The organism is Massilia sp. CMS3.1 (assembly GCF_051262535.1).
Taxonomy (GTDB): Bacteria; Pseudomonadota; Gammaproteobacteria; order Burkholderiales; family Burkholderiaceae_D; genus Telluria.
On the sequence record NZ_JBIMES010000018.1, the window covers coordinates 1 to 17829 of the forward strand.

At 63.2% G+C, this 17829-nt stretch carries 16 protein-coding genes; 12 read left to right on the plus strand and 4 right to left on the minus strand.

Annotation, left to right across the window (positions count from 1 at the left end; all coding sequences use genetic code 11):
- Positions 1-108: 108 nt before the first annotated feature.
- Positions 109-2511: a sensor domain-containing protein gene (locus tag ACHAC9_RS21335; RefSeq protein WP_435763210.1), complete on the plus strand. Its 2403-nt coding sequence runs from the start codon at positions 109-111 to the stop codon at positions 2509-2511.
- A gap of 27 nt (positions 2512-2538) precedes the next feature.
- On the opposite strand, the gene ACHAC9_RS21340 is transcribed toward ACHAC9_RS21335, so the two are convergent.
- On the minus strand, positions 2539-3477 hold the full coding sequence (locus ACHAC9_RS21340) for an exopolyphosphatase (protein ID WP_435763212.1): 939 nt from the start codon (positions 3475-3477) through the stop codon (positions 2539-2541).
- Positions 3478-3783: 306 nt separating this feature from the next.
- On the opposite strand from ACHAC9_RS21340, the gene ACHAC9_RS21345 reads away from it, so the two are divergent.
- The 4 genes from ACHAC9_RS21345 to ACHAC9_RS21360 all read left to right on the plus strand — a co-directional run bounded on the left by ACHAC9_RS21345 (position 3784) and on the right by ACHAC9_RS21360 (position 8329).
- Entirely contained in the window at positions 3784-5031 is a 1248-nt protein-coding gene (locus tag ACHAC9_RS21345; RefSeq protein WP_435763215.1) for a sensor histidine kinase, read from the plus strand.
- Between the two features lie 96 nt (positions 5032-5127).
- Positions 5128-5889 carry a LytR/AlgR family response regulator transcription factor gene (locus ACHAC9_RS21350; protein ID WP_435763217.1) on the plus strand — a complete coding sequence of 254 codons (762 nt, stop codon included), beginning with the start codon at positions 5128-5130 and terminating at the stop codon, positions 5887-5889.
- Between the two features lie 128 nt (positions 5890-6017).
- Positions 6018-7175 (plus strand): PAS domain-containing sensor histidine kinase, encoded by a 1158-nt coding sequence (locus ACHAC9_RS21355; RefSeq protein ID WP_435763220.1) that lies wholly within the window; start codon positions 6018-6020, stop codon positions 7173-7175.
- A 122-nt stretch (positions 7176-7297) separates the two neighbouring features.
- On the plus strand, positions 7298-8329 hold the full coding sequence (locus ACHAC9_RS21360; RefSeq protein ID WP_435763222.1) for a porin: 1032 nt from the start codon (positions 7298-7300) through the stop codon (positions 8327-8329).
- 61 nt (positions 8330-8390) lie between these two features.
- On the opposite strand, the gene ACHAC9_RS21365 is transcribed toward ACHAC9_RS21360, so the two are convergent.
- Positions 8391-9041, minus strand: coding sequence for a class I SAM-dependent methyltransferase (locus tag ACHAC9_RS21365; protein WP_435763224.1), 651 nt, complete (start codon positions 9039-9041; stop codon positions 8391-8393).
- Positions 9042-9065: 24 nt separating this feature from the next.
- On the minus strand, positions 9066-10004 hold the full coding sequence (locus tag ACHAC9_RS21370; protein ID WP_435763226.1) for a CysB family HTH-type transcriptional regulator: 939 nt from the start codon (positions 10002-10004) through the stop codon (positions 9066-9068).
- 163 nt (positions 10005-10167) lie between these two features.
- Here ACHAC9_RS21370 and ACHAC9_RS21375 point away from each other — a divergent pair, with 163 nt between their 5' ends.
- Genes ACHAC9_RS21375 through cobA form a run of 6 tightly spaced genes read left to right on the plus strand, consistent with a single transcriptional unit; the run spans position 10168 to position 16207 of the window.
- Positions 10168-11853 (plus strand): nitrite/sulfite reductase, encoded by a 1686-nt coding sequence (locus tag ACHAC9_RS21375; RefSeq protein ID WP_435763228.1) that lies wholly within the window; start codon positions 10168-10170, stop codon positions 11851-11853.
- The gene (locus tag ACHAC9_RS21380; protein WP_435763231.1) at positions 11846-12403 is read left to right on the plus strand and encodes a DUF934 domain-containing protein; all 558 of its coding nucleotides are present in this window, start codon (positions 11846-11848) and stop codon (positions 12401-12403) included. Before ACHAC9_RS21375 ends, ACHAC9_RS21380 begins: the two co-directional genes overlap by 8 nt.
- Before the next feature lie 19 nt (positions 12404-12422).
- Positions 12423-13139: a phosphoadenylyl-sulfate reductase gene (locus ACHAC9_RS21385; protein WP_435763234.1), complete on the plus strand. Its 717-nt coding sequence runs from the start codon at positions 12423-12425 to the stop codon at positions 13137-13139.
- A 25-nt stretch (positions 13140-13164) separates the two neighbouring features.
- A complete protein-coding gene (cysD, locus tag ACHAC9_RS21390; protein WP_435763237.1) occupies positions 13165-14103 on the plus strand; it encodes a sulfate adenylyltransferase subunit CysD in 939 nt (312 codons plus the stop codon).
- Positions 14103-15410, plus strand: a complete 1308-nt coding sequence (locus ACHAC9_RS21395; protein WP_435763239.1) for a sulfate adenylyltransferase subunit 1 — start codon at positions 14103-14105, stop codon at positions 15408-15410. The genes cysD and ACHAC9_RS21395 overlap by 1 nt, the downstream gene beginning before the upstream one ends.
- Before the next feature lie 14 nt (positions 15411-15424).
- Positions 15425-16207, plus strand: a complete 783-nt coding sequence (gene cobA, locus ACHAC9_RS21400; protein ID WP_435763241.1) for a uroporphyrinogen-III C-methyltransferase — start codon at positions 15425-15427, stop codon at positions 16205-16207.
- A gap of 4 nt (positions 16208-16211) precedes the next feature.
- Here cobA and ACHAC9_RS21405 read toward each other — a convergent pair whose 3' ends face one another.
- A complete protein-coding gene (locus ACHAC9_RS21405; RefSeq protein WP_435763243.1) occupies positions 16212-16664 on the minus strand; it encodes a hypothetical protein in 453 nt (150 codons plus the stop codon).
- 289 nt (positions 16665-16953) lie between these two features.
- Between ACHAC9_RS21405 and yghU the strand changes: the two genes are divergently transcribed.
- Positions 16954-17805, plus strand: coding sequence for a glutathione-dependent disulfide-bond oxidoreductase (yghU, locus tag ACHAC9_RS21410; protein ID WP_435763245.1), 852 nt, complete (start codon positions 16954-16956; stop codon positions 17803-17805).
- The last annotated feature ends 24 nt before the right edge of the window (positions 17806-17829 follow it).

The following is a 17829-nucleotide window of genomic DNA, read 5'->3' on the forward strand; positions in this document are numbered from 1 at the left end:
ACGCTCACCCGTGGCTTTTTGTTTTAGAACAAGCGCGACATGAGTTGGGGAACGGGTGTAGTCTGGAACGAGTCCAACTGAGGATGCCCACTTTCCAAGGCGCCCAGCATGACCACGTCCATACCGACAGCAAACGCCGCCTTCCTCATCGATGCAGGGGGAACCATCGCAGCCTGGAACAACGCCTGCGAAAAGCTGCTCGGGTTTACGGCCAATGCAGCCATCGGCCAGCCGCTCGGCATGCTGTTGATCGGCACTCTGCCCGAAGACAGCGAAGAGCGCTGGCGCGGCTTGGCCGAAAACCACGGCCGCACCAACACCGTCGTGTTACGCCATGCCGGTGGCGGCACGGTGAATGCCGAGCTGGCACTATCGCCGCAAATCGGGCTCGACGGCGTTACCCGGGTCTGGGTTGCCGCCATCGACAATGTCCATGACGAGACCACGCCCGAGTCGGTACTGGTCGGACGCACGCCGCTCGCTGCCGTCATCGATTTCCTGCCGGGCACTGTTTACGCGCTCAACCGCGACGGCCGCTTCGTGCTCTGGAACCGCAATCACGAACGCGTGACCGAAATGGCTCCCGAGGAGATGGGAGCGGCGAGCGCGCTCGAACTGTTCGACCTGCAAACCCGCCCCCGGATCGCCGAGAGCATCCGGCGCGTGTTCGAGCATGGCGAGGAAGTGACCATCGAGGCCGACGTCATCTCGCGCAGCGGGCGCGAAATACCGATGCTGCTATGCGGCGCGCGGGTCAATTGCAATGGCGGGCAGTACCTGTTCGGCATGGGCATCGACATCACGGCCCGGCGCCGGCAGGAGCGCATGCTGCGCCTGCGCGAACGCGCCCTGCATGCGGCCGACAACGGCATCGTCATCACCGGCATCGACGGGCGCGACTGCCCGATCGAGTACGTCAACCCGGCCTTCGAGCGCATCACAGGCTACAGCGCCATTGAAGTCATCGGTCGCGATTCGCGCTTTATGGCTGCGCCCGACATGGACATGAACGAGCACTTCCAGGTGGACGAGGCGATCGCGAAACGTCAACCCGTCAACGTGGTGTTTCGCAATCTGCGCAAGAACGGCGAACTGTTCTGGAATGACCTCTCCATCACCCCGGTGCAGGACGAGCGTGGCAGCGTTACCCATTTCATCGGCGTCATCATGGACGTCACCGCGAGCAAGCAGCGTACTGCCCACCTCGAGCACGAGGTCAACCACGACCCGCTGACGGGCCTGGCCAACCGCAACCTGCTGTGGGACCGTCTCGAGCAGGCCCTCCACATGGCGCAGCGCCAGAAGTCGCTCATCGGCATTCTGCTGATCGACCTGAACAACTTCAAGAACATCAACGACACCTTCGGTCACGAGGCGGGCGACGTGGTGCTGAAGGTGGTCGCGCGGCGCCTGCTGGCCTCGGTGCGCGACAGCGATACGGTGGCGCGCCTGTCGGGCGACGAGTTCGTACTGGTGCTGGTCAACCAGCCCTCGCTGCGCTACACGCTGCGCATGATTGCGCGCTTGCGGCGCGGGCTGACCCAGCCGGTGACCTTCATGCACAGGGAGATCGAAGTGGGTGCCAGCCTCGGCGTCGCGGTCTACCCGCACGACGGGCTCACGGCCGCTGACCTGGTGCGCTCTGCAGATGTCGCCATGTACCACGCCAAGGCAACGGGCCGTAACGAGATCTATTTCTTCTCGAACGAGATGAAATCGGCTACCGAGGCGCGCGAGCTGCTCGACACCGGCATGTCGCATGCGGTCGAACGGGGCGAACTGTTCATGCTGTACCAGCCCTGCATCGATGCGAGGAGCGGCAAGGTCACCTGTTTCGAAGCGCTGCTGCGCTGGCGCCACCCCGAGCAGGGTGTGCTGCTGCCCTCGAGCTTCCTGGCGGAGGCCGAAGAAAACGGCCGCATCGTCGAGTTCGGCGCCTGGGTGCTCGACCAGGCCTGCGCATTCCTGCGCGACCTGAAACACCTGGGCGTGAACGACGTGCCGGTCACAGTCAACATCTCGGCACGCGAGTATGGCCAGCAGGATTTTGTTTCAAACATCGTGTCGCGCTTGAAGGCCTACGGCCTTGCGCCGGAAAGCCTGCAGATCGAATTGCGTGAGGAAACCCTGATCCGCAACCCGGGCCAGGTGCGCGAGCTGGCGGTGCGGCTGCGCCAGCTCGGCCTGACGCTGTCGATCGACGAATTCGGCCACGGGATGACCGATCTCGGCTTCCTGCGCGAGCTGTCCGTGGGTCAGTTGAAACTCTCTAAAGAAGCCGTGCACGCCATTACCGACGAGCTTGACGCCGACGGCAGCACCATGGCGCGCACCCTGATCGACATCGGCCACAACCTCAGGATGCCGGTCATCGGCGAAGCGGTCGAAACGAACGCCCAGCGCGACTTTCTTACGATGCATGGTTGTGAGGCGCTGCAGGGCTTGCTGCTCAGTGAACCAATCACGCTCGATGCGGCACGCGACATGGTGCGCGACCGGATGCCGGCGTAGCCCCCCGGCAAGCATGCCGATTGCCGCTTAACCTTCGTTCGTAATCCGCCGGATCAGCGCCCCGAGCACATCATCGGCCATCGCATTGTCCACCTGGCAGGTACCCGCATTTTCATGCCCGCCACCGCCGTATTCGAGCATCAAGCTACCGATATTCGTCTTCGAGCTGCGGTTCAGGATCGATTTTCCAGTCGCAAATACCGTGTTCTGGTTTTTCAGCCCCCACAGCACGTGGATCGAGATGTTTGTTTCGGGGAACAGCGCGTAGATGATGAAGCGGTTGCCGGCGAAGATGGTCGTCTCTTCGCGCAGGTCGAGCACGACCAGGTTGCCGTGCACGCGCGCGCAGCGGCGGATCTGTTCCTTGCACAGGTTGCTGTGCTCGAAATACAGGGTCGTGCGTTCCTGCACGTCGGGCAGCGCCATGATCTCATCGATCGAATGGTTGCGGCAGGCCTCGATCAGATCCATCATCAGCTGGTAGTTCGAGATGCGGAAATCGCGGAATCGGCCCAGGCCCGTGCGCGCGTCCATCAGGAAGTTCAGCAGGTTCCAGCCGGCCGGATCGAGCACCTCCTCGCGCGAAAAGCGCGCGCTGTCGCCTTTATCGACCGCCGCCATCATGTCGAGCCAGGCGATCGGGAACGACTTCTCGCCGCCGTAGTAATCCCAGACCACGCGCGCAGCCGACGGTGCATCGGGCTGTATGACGTGGTTGGCGCGCACGCCGCTGTTGCGAATCGTCTCGGACAGGTGGTGATCGAACGCCAGATGGGCGCCGGCTACATACGGCAGGTTGGTCGTGATGTCGCGGTCCGTGATCGCGATTTTGCCGTCCTGCATGTCCTTCGGGTGGACGAACAGGATGTCGTCGATCAGGTTCAGGTGCTTGAGCAGGACTGCGCACACCAGGCCATCGAAGTCACTGCGGGTGACGAGGCGGAATTGAGTTGGAATGGCAGACATCGGCGTACCTTTCGTCGAAAATGAGGTGGGATCGTCTGCCATCATACCGCGCAATGTTTCCACTCGCTGAACTTTATAGTGATTTTCAGCAACCAATTAAGGAGCCCCCGCGCCGCTTCCTGCATTCCACGCCCCGGATCGTGCAGGCTGTCGCAAAGCACATGCCGGGCGTCGGACCCCAGGGTAAAGTTGCAACATTCCAACACCCCGGAGGCCGTGGCCTGCCATTCAAACAAGGCAAACCGGCACCGGGCGGCGCGGACGGGGTACACTCGCTGCGCCCACGAATCGAAGACAAGACCTGACATGCAAGCGCGCAGCTCCACCCACCATTATTTTTCCGGCGTCCTATCGTCGCTCTACCGCGCTTTCGATGCCGTCGCCACCTGGGTGACCCAGCTGTCGTGGTGGAAGTTCTTCCTGTTCGCGGCGCTGACCCTGATCGCCGGCGCCATCCTGCAGGAAGAACTGTTTTCGAATGGCGAAGTCGAGATCGCAGCTGCTGAGCGTGCCGCGCGCAAGGACGCGGTCAGCATCGTCATCGACGACAGCGGCATCCGATTCAACCCCCGCAACAAGCCCAAGCCCGGCAACCCGGACGGCCCTGCGGTCGTCTCCCCGCCCCTGCCCACGGTGCCGCCGAGCGTGCCGGCGACGACGCCCGACCTGGCCTTGCCGAAAGGCGCACAGCCAGGCAGCGACTCGGTCCACATCGAATTGCCGCCGCAAATCGCCGAAGAACTGTCGGTGGCGATCGAAGGAGCGGTGGATGATGCGGCCGAAGCGAAAGTGTCGCGTTATCACAAGCAGGCTTCGACCTGGTTCAACAGCTTCGTGTTGCTGCTGGTACTAGCCCTGTTCGGCATCAAGGCACTGATGGGGGGCAAGAAGCGCGCGGAGCAGCAAACCCGGAGCGCGAACGCCGCCGCGGAGCGCGAGTCGATGCAGCGTCAGCTGTCGGAAGCGAAGATGCAGATGATGCAGGCGCAGGTCGAGCCGCACTTCCTGTTCAATACGCTTGCCTCGGTCGAGCACCTGATCGAGACCAACCCGCCACGCGCCTCGGCCATGCAGCGCAGCCTGATCCAGTACCTGCGCGCGGTGCTGCCGCAGATGCGCGACAACAACCTGGTGACGAACCTCGGGCGCGAAGTCGACATGGTGACCGCATATTTAGACCTGCTCAAGATGCGCATGGAAGAGCGCCTGACGGTCGACATGCGCATCCCCGACGGCCTGCGCAGCGCGGCCTTCCCGCCGATGATGCTGCAGTCGATGGTCGAAAATGCGATCAAGCATGGTCTGGAATGCAAGCCCGAGGGCGGCACCCTGAAAATCGTGGCCGATGTCGCCGACCACAAACTGCGCGTCACCGTCACCGACGACGGCGTGGGCTTTGGCGTGGTGCCCAGCACCGGCACCGGACTCGGTTTGCCGACCATCCGCGAGCGCCTGCGCCTGCTGCACGGCGAGGCCGGCCAGCTGCACATCGCCGCCAACAGTCCGACCGGCGTGATCGCGATGGTAGAGGTGCCCTACCAGGTGTCGCGCTGAACAAAACACTGCCGAAGCATCGGCTATTTCCGGACTTGCCCCCAGGGCCGATTCGTTGAATAATTGTCACTTCTCTTTTCCGCCAGGACCCGCGCCATGCCGACCGCAATTATTGCCGATGACGAAAGATTGATGCGCGACCAGCTGCGCATGCGCCTGGAACAGGTCTGGCCGGAACTGGACATCGTGGGCGAGGCGAAAAATGGCGAGGAAGCGGTCGAACTGGTCGGCCAGTGCAAGCCGGATTTCACCTTTCTCGACATCCGCATGCCCGGCAAGACCGGTATCGAAGCGGCGCGCGAGATTGGCGAGCGCAGCCAGATCGTGTTCGTCACCGCCTACGACCAGTATGCGGTCGAGGCTTTTGAGCGCGGCGCCGTCGATTACGTGCTCAAACCCTCCGAGCCCGAGCGCCTGAAGGTGACGGTCGAACGCCTGAAAGCCCGCCTCGACAAGCCGGGCGTGGTGGTCAACGACAGCGTCACCGCGATGCTGTCGCAGCTCGCCGAAAAAATCGCGGCACCGAAACCGAAGCACCTGCAATGGATCCAGGCCAGCATCGGCCAGGACTTGCGCATGATTCCGGTCGAGGACATCCTGTTCTTCCGTTCCGACGAAAAATACACCTGCGTGCAGACCTCGACATTCGAAGCCCTGATCAGGAAGCCAGTGCGCGACCTGGCCGACGAGCTCGATCCGGCGCTGTTCTGGCAAATCCACCGCGCCACGCTGGTCAACGTCAACGCCATCGAAGGCGTCACGCGCGATATTCGCGGGCGTCACCTGGTGCTGGTCAAGGGGCGGCCGGAGAAGCTGGAAGTAAGCCGCAGTTTCTTGCATCTTTTCAAGCAGATGTAGCAATCGCTTGCACGCCGGCGTTCGTAACGCGACTGTTCCTGCTTGTGCCGGCTCAAGCATACCGCCCCCTGCCCGCCGTATCGTAGCGTTTGGTCCGCACACGCGGACGTTACCGCAGGCATATCCACATGAAACGACAGCGCAGTGCGCGCCCGCCCGGGCGTGGCCTGGCGATGTTCGCGCTCGGCTTCCTGGGCGGGCGCCTGCTGGCCCGGGTCGACGCCGACGGCGCGGCCGACGCGCCGGCCCATCACAGCAGGCGCATCGTCCACAACGCGGGCGAAGCGATCATCGCGGCCGACGAGAGCAGCCGCATCGTGCTGGCCAATCCGGCGGCGGCCGGCATGTTCGGCGTCACGGTGCAGCAAATGGAAGGCAGCCCGCTGGCGAGCTTTATCCGGGCACCGCACCTCGATGCCGCCGGGCCGCCAGAGTATTTCCAGGCCGATGGCCGCGCCGGACGCCGCGGTGGCGACTACGCCGGAACGGGCCTGCGCGCCGGGGGCGAACCGTTCGCCATCGAAGGCTCGATTGCCGACGCCCGGCAGGACGGCGGCACCGTCTACACCATCATCCTGCGCGACGTCTCCGAGCGCCAGCGCGTGCAGCGCAAGCTGGCGCGTTCGCACGACCAGCTGCGCCAGTTATCTTCCGCGCTGCAGACCATCCGCGAGGAAGAGCGCACCCACATCGCGCGCGAACTGCACGACGACCTCGGCCAGCTGCTCGCCTCGCTGCGCATGGACCTGAGCTTGCTGACCGAAGCCTGCGGCGCCACGCCGAACGCACTGCGCCTGATCGGCGGCATGGACAGCAACCTGCTGACCGCGATCACCTCGCTGCGGCGCATCGCCACCAACCTGCGCCCGCGCGCCCTCGATGAAGGCGGCCTGTACTTTGCCCTGCAGGGCTTGCGCGACGATTTCGTCGAGCGCCACGGCATCGCCTGTCAACTACTGGCCGACGAAGCCGAGTTGCGTCTGGACGACAAGGCCAGTACGGCGATCTTCCGCATCATCCAGGAAGCCCTGACCAACATCGCGCGCCACGCGCAGGCCAGCCAGGTGACGATGAATCTGTACCGCATCAACGGTGAACTCCTGATCACGATCCGCGACGACGGCCGCGGCATCCCCGAGGAAGACCTGGAAAAGGCCGAATCGCTGGGCCTGGTGGGCATGCGCGAACGGGTCTGGGCGTTAAGGGGCGACATCAGCATCGGCGCCGACGAAGGGCCCGGCACCCGCATCGACATCGTGCTGCCGGTGACCAGCCATACGGTATAGCTGTTGTTGTTTTGCGGTGTCAGCCTGTCATCAACCGGACATATTGCGTCGATAAGATGCGCTGGACCTTGAGTTTGTTGCAATGCCAACTCAATCCTTCGCCCTACTTATTGGAGATCTCCATGCAATACAAAGCCCTGGCCGCCGCGCTGATCACGACCCTTCCGCTGTTCGCGCATGCGCAGACCAACGTCACCGTCTACGGCATCATGGACGCCGCCGTCGCCATCGAGGACACCGACGTACCAGGCGAAAAGCGCCGCACGGTCATCAACTCGGGCAACCAGTCGAGCAGCCGCCTGGGCTTTCGCGGTACCGAAGACTTGGGCAATGGCCTGAAAGCGATCTTCAACATCGAGGCCGGCGTCGCCATCGACACCGGCGCAGCCGACTCGAGCCTGTTCGGCCGCCGCTCGGTCGTCGGCCTGCAAGGCGGCTTCGGCCAGGTGACGGTCGGCCGCGAATACAGCCCGATCGCCTCGGTCGCCGCCGCGACCGACGTCCTCGGCCAGGGCTTCTACGGCAGCAACCTTTCCGCCTTCACCACCAACCGCCTGACGCGCCGCATCTCCAACTCGGTCAACTTCAAGAGCGCCCCGATGTCCGGCTTCAGCCTGCTGGCCGCCTACGGCGCCGGCGAGCGCACTGTCGATCCATCGGGCGACCTGATGGGCGTGGCGCTGGAATACGCGAATGGCCCGTTCTACGCGGGCGCCGGCTACCATCGCCTCGAGCGTCTGGCAACGGAAGACGACAAGGAAATGGCGTTCGGTGCCGGTGTCAAGCTGGGTGACTTCGACGTCAAGGCCAACTACCTAGCCGCCGACCAGGCCGGCGCGAACAACGAGTTCGAGCAGATCAACGTCGGCGCAGCCTACACGATGGGCGTGAACAAGTTCTTCGTGAACTTGCAGCGTAACGAGATCGAAAGCGGCGCGCGCGGTAATGCCTGGGCGGTGGCCTACTCGTACGCGTTGTCGAAGCGCACCAACCTGTACACCAGCTACGGCTCGATGCGCAACAACGAGCGCGGCGTCTTCGGCCTGAACTCGTCGTCGACGGCCGTGAACCCGACCACGACCGGCACCACCCCGGTCAACGTCGCAGGTGCCGATCCGACCGTGCTGTCACTGGGTGTGCGTCACGCGTTCTGACGATGTGAGTGTGTTGTCGTAACAGCCGGGACATGTGATACCACATGTCCCGGTTGCAGCCTTATTTCAAGCGGCAAGTCAAAATCCAGAAGAACTCGACCCGCTCGATCTTGATCTCCTTGCTCACATTCCCCAGCCGCTTCCTGAGCGCGCTGTCCGACTGATAGCTCTTGGGCAGCTCGAAACGTTCCCCCTCCGGGGTCGTGAGGATCTGGTACGTGGTTCCGTCCGCATCGGTGCGGGCGATGGTCTCGCTGAAGCCCTCCACGAACGAATCGTCCAGCAGCACCAGCAGCACGTCCTTGCCCAGGCGTTGTTTGAGCGTCGCCAGCAACTGCTCCTGCTCTTTCTTGTTCAAGTGCGACCACAGGAAACTGACCAGCACCGCCGAGAATTTACCGATGTCTTCCGGCAGGTCGAGCGCGTCCGCCACGCGAAAGCTCACTTTGCCCTCCGCCATCGGACGCTCGCGGGCGACGTCGACCAGTGAGGGGTTGATGTCGACCGCCAGCACCGACTGCGCCGATTCTGCCGCCACTTCGGTCCAGAAACCGGTGCCGCAGCCCAGTTCCAGCACCGTATGCCCGGCCAGCACGTTGCCGAGGTGGATGCTCATGTCGTCGATGTCGTCGTCCATGTCCGGCTCGAGGTACTTGTCCTCGAGCGCTTCGCCCAGCAGGGCATAATATTTCGTTACTTGTTGATTGTTCATGTTTTTCTCTGACAGCTCGTCGCTTTACAGCTCGTAGTTTTCGCCGCCGCGCATCGCGGCTTCGACCATCTTGCGCGTCAGGCTCGGGGCCAGCAGCTCGATGAAGGTATAAATATAACTGCGCAGGTAGGCGCCCTGCTTCACCGCCACCCGTGACACATTCATGCCGAACAAATGTCCGACCGCAATCGTGCGCAGGTTGCGGTCGCGCTCGGCATCGAAGGCCATGCCGGCGATGATGCCCACGCCCATGCCCAGCTCGACATACGTCTTGATGACGTCGGCGTCGATTGCTTCCAGCAGCACATCGGGTTTTAGTTCGCGCAGGGAAAACGCGTGGTCGATCTTGCTGCGGCCCGCAAACGCGGCGTCATAGGTAATCAAAGGATACCCTGCGATTTCTTCCAGCGACACCGCTTTCGAGCGCAGCAAATCGTGATCCGGCGGCACCACGACGACATGCTCCCACTGGTAGCACGGCAGCGTCACCAGCCCATCCATGGCCGCGATGGCTTCGGTGGCAATTGCCAGGTCGGCCTGGCCGCTCTTGACCATGTCGGCGATCTGCTTCGGGTTGCCTTGCAAAAGAGACAAGCGCACCTTCGGAAATTTGACCATGAACGCCTGCACCACCTTCGGCAGCATGTAGCGCGCCTGGGTGTGCGTGGTGGCAATCGTGAAACTGCCGCTGTCCTGGGCCGCGTATTCCTTGCCGATGCGTTTCAGGCTTTCGATTTCCTGCATGATCAACTCGACCGACTCGAGCACCAGCCGGCCCGGCTCGGTCAGCCCGCGGATACGCTTGCCGTGGCGAGTGAAGATGTCGACGCCGAGTTCTTCCTCGAGTTCGATGATGGCCTTCGACACCCCCGGCTGGGAGGTGAACAAGGCCTTCGCGGCGTCGGTCAGGTTGTAATTCTGGCGTACGGCTTCGCGCACGAAACGCAGTTGGTGAAGGTTCATTCCTGTTGTTCTTGATGGTGAAAACGCCAACCCGTATTTTATGCGATTGCTTATGCTCCTACCGTATATAAGCAAATAAATTGTCAGTCGTTTGGAATAAAGCTCGCCGGGCGTACCATTCAAGCTAGCCAAAGGGTACTGATACCCGCCCCATAGGAAATTTATGTATCGCTACGACCAGTACGACCATCTCATCGTCCGCGAGCGCATTGCGCAATACCGCGACCAGGTTGCGCGCCGCCTGAACGACGAACTGACCGAAGAAGAATTCGTCCCGCTGCGCCTGCAAAACGGGCTGTACATGCAGCGCCACGCCTACATGCTGCGCATCGCCGTGCCCTACGGCCTACTGTCCACGGCACAGATGCGCATGTTCGCCCACATCGCTCGCAAGTACGACCGCGGCTATGGCCACTTCACGACGCGCCAGAACATCCAGTTCAACTGGATTGAGCTCGAGCAAACGCCGGACATCCTGACGGATCTCGCGTCGGTCGAAATGCACGCGATCCAGACCTCGGGCAATTGCATCCGCAACATCACGACGGACGAATTCGCCGGCGTGGCAGCCGATGAAATCATGGATCCGCGTCCGTTCGCCGAAATCCTGCGCCAGTGGAGCACCTTCCACCCAGAATTCATCGCCCTGCCCCGCAAGTTCAAGGTGGCGATCAACGGCGCCGTGGAAGACCGCGCCGCCATCGCGATCCACGACATCGGCCTGACGCTGACCCATAACGAAGCGGGCGAAGCCGGCTTCAAGTTCATGGCGGGCGGCGGCATGGGCCGCACCCCGATCCTCGGCAGCGTGATCCGTGACTTCCTGCCGTGGCAGCACCTGCTGACCTACACCGAAGCCGTGATGCGCGTGTACAACTCGTACGGCCGCCGCGACAACAAGTACAAGGCCCGCATCAAGATCCTGCTCAAAGCGCTGGGCGTCGAGGAATTCTCGCGCCTGGTCGAAGAAGAGTGGCAAGACCTGAAGGATGGTCCGGAAACCCTCACGCGCGAAGAATACGACCGCGTCGCCGCCTACTTCGAGGCGCCGGCCTACGACACCCTGCCGGCTATCGACCCGCTGGCCGCGCATGCCGACAGCAAGCCGTTCGCCAACTGGCTGAGCCGTAACGTGAAACCGCACAAGGTGCCGGGCTATGCATCGGTCGTGCTGTCGCTCAAGAAAACCGGCGTGCCGCCGGGCGACGCGACCGCCGAGCAGATCGACTTCGTGGCCGATCTCGCCGACAAGTTCAGCTTCGGCGAACTGCGCGTGACGCACGAGCAGAACCTGGTGCTGGCGGACGTCAGGCAGTCCGACCTGTTCGAGGTCTGGACCCTGGCGAAATCGAAGGGTCTCGCCACGCCAAACATCGGCTTACTCACCGACATCATTGCCTGCCCGGGCGGCGATTTCTGCTCGCTGGCGAATGCGAAATCGATCCCGATCGCGGCGGCCATTGCCGAGCGTTTCGACAACCTCGACTTCCAGCACGACATCGGCGACATCGAACTGAACATCTCGGGCTGCATCAATGCCTGCGGCCACCACCACGTCGGTTCGATCGGCGTGCTGGGCGTCGACAAGGATGGCAGCGAGTGGTATCAGGTCTCGATCGGCGGCGCGCAAGGCAATGACTCGGCGATCGGCAAGATCATCGGCCCGTCGTTCTCGGCCGGCCAGATGCCGGAAGTGGTCGATCGCCTGCTGCAGGTCTATGTGAGCAACCGATTCGAAGGCGAGCGGTTCGTCGAGACCGCACAGCGCCTGGGCATCGCGCCATTCAAGGAACACGTGTATGCCACGCCGATATCAAAAGGCGCAATGGTAGGGGAAGACCATGCTTGAAGCACATAAAGAAATCATCAAGGGCCGCGAAGTCGCCGCTGACGACTGGAGCGTGCTGCGCCTGGCTGAAGGCGAGGCGGCCGAATCCGTGCTGGTCCCCGAAGGCAAGCTGATCGTTCCCTTGACCGTCTGGCTGGCGCAGAAAGACATGCTGTCGCAGCGCGCCGAACTTGGCGTCTGGATCGCCGCCGACGAGCGCTTCGAAGCCCTCAAAGGCGAGTCCGACCGCTTTGCCGTGATCGCCGTGGACTTCCCGAAGTTCAGCGATGGCCGCGGTTATTCGATCGCCTACAACGTGCGCAAACGCCTTGCCTACACCGGCGAACTGCGCGCCATCGGCGACGTGCTTCGCGATCAATTGTTCTCGATGTCGCGCGTAGGCTTTAACGCCTACGCCACGCGCCAGGACCGTTCGATCCACGAGGCACTGAAGGGCCTGACCGTATTTTCCGAAACCTACCAGGCCTCGGTCGACCAGCCGCTGCCGCTGTTCCGCCGCAAGGAACGCGACGTGCCGCTCGAGCACAGCGACGTCGGCGCTGGTATCTGAAGCACCGATTGGGAACCCTATGAGCGATCTCGCCCTCCGCATCGCCGACACGCAAGCCATCCTGGCGCGCATCGCCACCGAGTTTACGCCGGCCGTGTTCGCTTCCAGCCTGGCCGCCGAAGACATGGTGCTGACTGACCTGATCCTGCGCGCAAAGCAACCGATTGGAATCTTCTCGCTGGAAACGGGCCGCTTGCCGAAGGAAACCCTGGCCGTGCTGGATGCCGTGAAGGCGACCTACGGTGTCGAGATTGCGCTGTTCCGCCCGGACCCGCTCGCCGTGGAGCGCTACGTCACCCAAAACGGCCTGAACGCCTTCTACGACAGCGTCGAGATGCGGCGCGAGTGCTGCCGCATCCGCAAGGTCGAGCCGCTCGGGCATGCGCTGGCCGGCAAGCGCGCCTGGATCACCGGCCAGCGACGCTCCCAGTCGGCCACGCGTTCGGACCTGGCAGTCCAGGAAGACGATCCGGCGCACATGATGGACAAGTTCAATCCGCTGGCGGACTGGAGCGAAGCCGAGGTCTGGGAATACATACGCGCCAACAACGTTCCGTACAACGCCCTGCACGACCGCGGCTATCCGTCGATCGGCTGCGAACCCTGCACCCGCGCGGTCCAGCCCGGCGAGGACGTCCGCGCCGGACGCTGGTGGTGGGAAAACCCCGAGTCGAAGGAATGCGGCCTGCACGTGGTCGACGGCAAACTCATTCGCATCAAATCCGTGGCCGCCTGAGCCACAAAAGTACACAAGGCATCTCATGACGAACCTCTCTGACAACGCCGGCATCCTGGCCACCGTCAATGCGCGCCACCTCGACGCCCTCGAATCGGAAGCGATCCATATCCTGCGCGAAGTCGCGGCCGAATGCAGTAATCCCGCCCTGCTGTTCTCGGGCGGCAAGGACTCTGTCGTGCTGCTGCGCCTGGCCGAAAAGGCTTTCCGCCCCGGCAAATTCCCGTTCCCGCTGGTGCACATCGATACCGGCCACAATTTCGATGAAGTCATTACCTTCCGCGACGCCCGCGTGGCGCAACTGGGCGAACGCCTGATCGTCGGTTCGGTCGAGGACTCGATCAAGAAAGGCACCGTGCGCCTGCGGCACCCGGCGACGGACTCGCGCAACGCGGCGCAGGCCGTGACGCTGCTGGAAACGATCGCCGAACACGGTTTCGACGCCTGCATCGGCGGTGCGCGGCGCGACGAAGAAAAGGCACGCGCCAAGGAACGCATCTTTTCCTTCCGCGACGAATTTGGCCAGTGGGATCCGAAAGCCCAGCGTCCGGAATTGTGGGACCTGTATAACACCCGCGTCCATCCGGGCGAGAACATGCGCGTGTTCCCGATCTCGAACTGGACCGAACTCGATGTGTGGCAGTACATCGCCCGCGAAAAACTGGAACTGCCGACGATTTATTTTGCGCACGAACGCCAGGTCATTGCGCGCAATGGCCTGCTGGTGCCGCTGACCCCACTGACACCGGCGAAAGAAGGCGAAACGGTGGAGACGCAAATCGTGCGCTTCCGGACTGTCGGCGACATCAGCTGCACCTGCCCGGTCTCGTCCGATGCAAGTACCGTCGAATCGATCATCGCCGAAACGGCCGTGACGCAAGTGACCGAACGCGGCGCCACCCGGATGGACGACCAGACCTCCGAAGCCTCGATGGAAAAACGCAAGAAGCAAGGATATTTCTGATGAACGCCATGACGCAGAACCTCACTCAACACAGCCTGCTGCGCTTCATCACCGCCGGCTCCGTCGACGACGGCAAGAGCACCCTGATCGGCCGCCTGCTGTTCGACAGCAAGGGCATCTTCGCGGACCAGCTGGCGGCGGTATCGCGCTCGAAGCACAAGCGCACCGTGGGCGACACGATCGACCTGTCGCTGCTGACCGACGGCCTGGAAGCCGAGCGCGAACAGGGCATCACGATCGACGTGGCGTATCGCTATTTTGCGACCCCGAAGCGCAAGTTCATCATCGCCGATACCCCGGGCCACGAGCAGTACACCCGCAACATGGTGACCGGCGCCTCCACCGCCGACGCCGTGATCATCCTGGTCGACGTCTCGAAGGTGAAACTGCGCGAAGACGGCGGCGTGGATTTGCTGATTCAGACCAAGCGCCATTCGACGATTGCCCACTTGCTCCAGATCGAGCACGTGATTGTGGCCGTCAACAAGATGGACCTGATCGGCTACGACCAGGCGATCTACGACCGCATCGTCGCTGCCTACGCCGAGTTTGCCGCCTCGCTGGGACTGAAGGACGTCACCGCGATCCCGCTGTCGGCCCTCGCCGGCGACAACGTGGTGGACCGCTCCGCGAAGATGGACTGGTACACGGGGCCGACCCTGATCGAGCTGCTCGAGTCGCTCTCGGTCTACGACGAAGCGCACGACGCGCCCTTCCGTTTCCCGGTACAGCTGGTCGCCCGCCACAACGGTCACGAAGCGAACGACTTCCGCGGCTACATGGGCCGCATCGAGTCCGGCAAGGTATCGGTCGGCGACAAGCTGGTGGTGCAACCATCCGGCCAGGGCGCGACCGTGAAAGAGATCGTCACCTTCGACGGTTCGCTCCAGACTGCCAGCGCCGGCCAATCGGTGACGCTGCTGCTCGAGGAATACCTGGACATTTCGCGTGGCGATACGCTGGCCGGCGCGGATGCCCCGGCGACGCTGCTCAAGCAAGTCGTGGCCGATGTCTGCTGGATGTCGGACGAGCCGCTCGACGTGCGCCGCAAGTACTGGATCAAGCATGGCACGCGCCAGACGGCGGCTAAAATCACGAAAGTCGACACCCTGCTGGACATCAACACCCAGCAACGCCATCCAGCCGAAGGCCTGAAGCTGAACGACATCGCGCGCATCAGTCTCAACGTGCAGCAGCCGCTGGCGGCCGATGCGTATTCCGACATCCGCGCCACCGGCGCCTTCATCCTGATCGATGAAGTCACGCACCAGACCGTTGCCGCGGGTATGATTCGCTTCGAGGAATAATACAGGAGCGGCGCATGGCCTTGCTAGAAGACGATTTTCCGGCGCGCTCCGGGAGAGAGGCCGGCAAGGTCTGGCTGGTGGGCGCCGGCCCCGGCGCCGCCGACCTGATCACCCTGCGCGGCGCGCGCTTGCTGGGGCTTGCCGATGTCGTGCTCTACGACGCGCTGGTGACCGCCGATATGCTGGAACTGTGCGCGCGTGCCGAACTGATCTCGGTCGGCAAACGCTCGGGCCAGCGCTCCACGGCCCAGGATGCGATCAACGCCTTGCTGGTCGAATGCGCATTCAAATTCCGCACCGTGGTGCGCCTGAAAGGCGGCGACCCGATGCTGTTCGGGCGTGCCGACGAGGAGTTGCGCGCACTGGAAGCGCAAGGTATCGAGGTCGAGGTCGTTCCCGGCATTACGACCGCGGTGGCCGCCGCGGCTGCAACGAAACAACCTTTGACCAAACGCGGCGTTGCACGCAGCGTCGCGTTTTTCACCTCCAGCACCGGCCCGGAGCAGCCGGAGCACCCAGCCCTGCCGCATACCGACACGCTGGTCCAGTACATGGGCGGGCGCGAGGCCGCCGCGACCGCAGAACGCCTGCTAACACAGGGGCGGCCTGCCGATACGCCGGTGGTAGTGGTGGAAAACTGCAGCAGGCCGGATGAACGCATCGAACGACTGGTGCTATCCGATCTCGCCCATGGACTCGGGGCAGCGCATGGGCCGGTACTGGTGATGATCGGAGAAGCGCTGCGCCTGCGCGAGCATCAGGCGCTCCTTCCTGTGACGGGGCCGCGAAACGGCTGATTGTTCAGGCTGGACAATGGCCGCGGGCGGCGTCGTATTCCTCGATTTGCCCCAACAGCTGGTCGGCCGCAGCATAGGTGTCGGCATTGATCCGGTTCAGGCGCGCAATCGCCGCCTCCAGGCGGGCGCCGGCGCGGCCCGCGCACTCGCGGCTGTGCCAGCGTGCGAGATCGCGCCGCATGCCTGTCAACTCTTCCTTCAATTCTCCCAGCATGCGGCGCAGGCTGCGGTCAGCGTCGACCAGGCCTGGAATGCTGCCGCTGTGCAGGCGCGTCGACAAGCTCGTGATTTTGATGCCGAGCCTGGCGACCCGACGCGCCGTGGCGTCGATATGGCGCGCACAGCGCGTCTGCGCGAACAGGCCGCTTGGCAAGCGCACGCCCTCCCATGATGCAGCCTCGCCCGCGCGTTGGCGCAGGAGGACGGCGAGAATTCGCTTGAACAGGGATGGAAGCATGAAAGCGCGTGATGTAAAGTTGGCGGGCCAGTCGGAATCGCCCGAGCAGTGTCGGTGCATTCATAGAGACTGTCAAACAGGCGCAGGGCAAAAAGGCCATGACGCGGAACAAGCCTTTCGCAGTTCGCACCAAAGCTTGCCGGGACAGTAATGGAATCGGGGCACAGGCGCTTTCCGGGCGGTCGCCGACGCGAAGACGCGGACTCGGGTAAGCTCCTCGTTCAGGAACGACAAGGCGCGCTTGCCGTATGCGGCAGCGGCCTATTTCACAACGAGCGAGGAGAAATCGATGACTGAACAATCGAACTACGTGCCGGCCAAAGTCTGGACACCGCCGGCCTCACCCGGCGGCATGTTCGCCAATATCAACCGGCCGGTTGCCGGCCCTACCCACGAGGCGGAGCTACCCGTCGGCAAGCACCCGCTGCAGCTGTATTCGCTGGCCACGCCGAATGGCGTGAAGGTCACGATCATGCTGGAAGAGCTGCTGGCGGCGGGCCACACGGGCGCCGAGTACGATGCCTGGCTGGTACGCATCAACGAAGGGGCGCAGTTCTCGAGCGGCTTCGTGGAAGTGAATCCGAATTCGAAGATCCCGGCTTTGCTGGACCGCAGCGCAGGTAGTGAAACGGCGCCGGTGCGTGTCTTCGAATCCGGCTCGATCCTGCTGTACCTGGCCGAGAAGTTCGGCGCCTTCCTCCCGGCAGGCATTCCCGCGCGCACCGAGACGCTGAACTGGCTGTTCTGGCAGATGGGTTCGGGGCCTTTGCTGGGCGGCGGCTTCGGCCATTTCTATGCCTATGCGCCGGAAAAGCTGGAATACCCGATCGACCGCTACGCGATGGAAGTCAAGCGCCAGCTCGACGTGCTGGAGCGCCAGCTGTCCGAACACCGTTATATTGCCGGCGACGAGTACACCATCGCCGACATGGCGATCTGGCCCTGGTATGGCGGGATGGTGCAAGGCGAATTGTACGAGGCGGGCGAGTTCCTGTCAGTGCACGAATACAAGCACGTACGACGCTGGGCCGACGAGATCGGCGCCCGTCCGGCGGTCATTCGCGGCCGCAAGGTGAACCGCGTGCGCGGCAAGCCGGAAGAGCAGGTGCCGGAGCGGCACGATGCGTCGGATCTGGATTGAAGCAGTAATGACTGGATGTTCGCA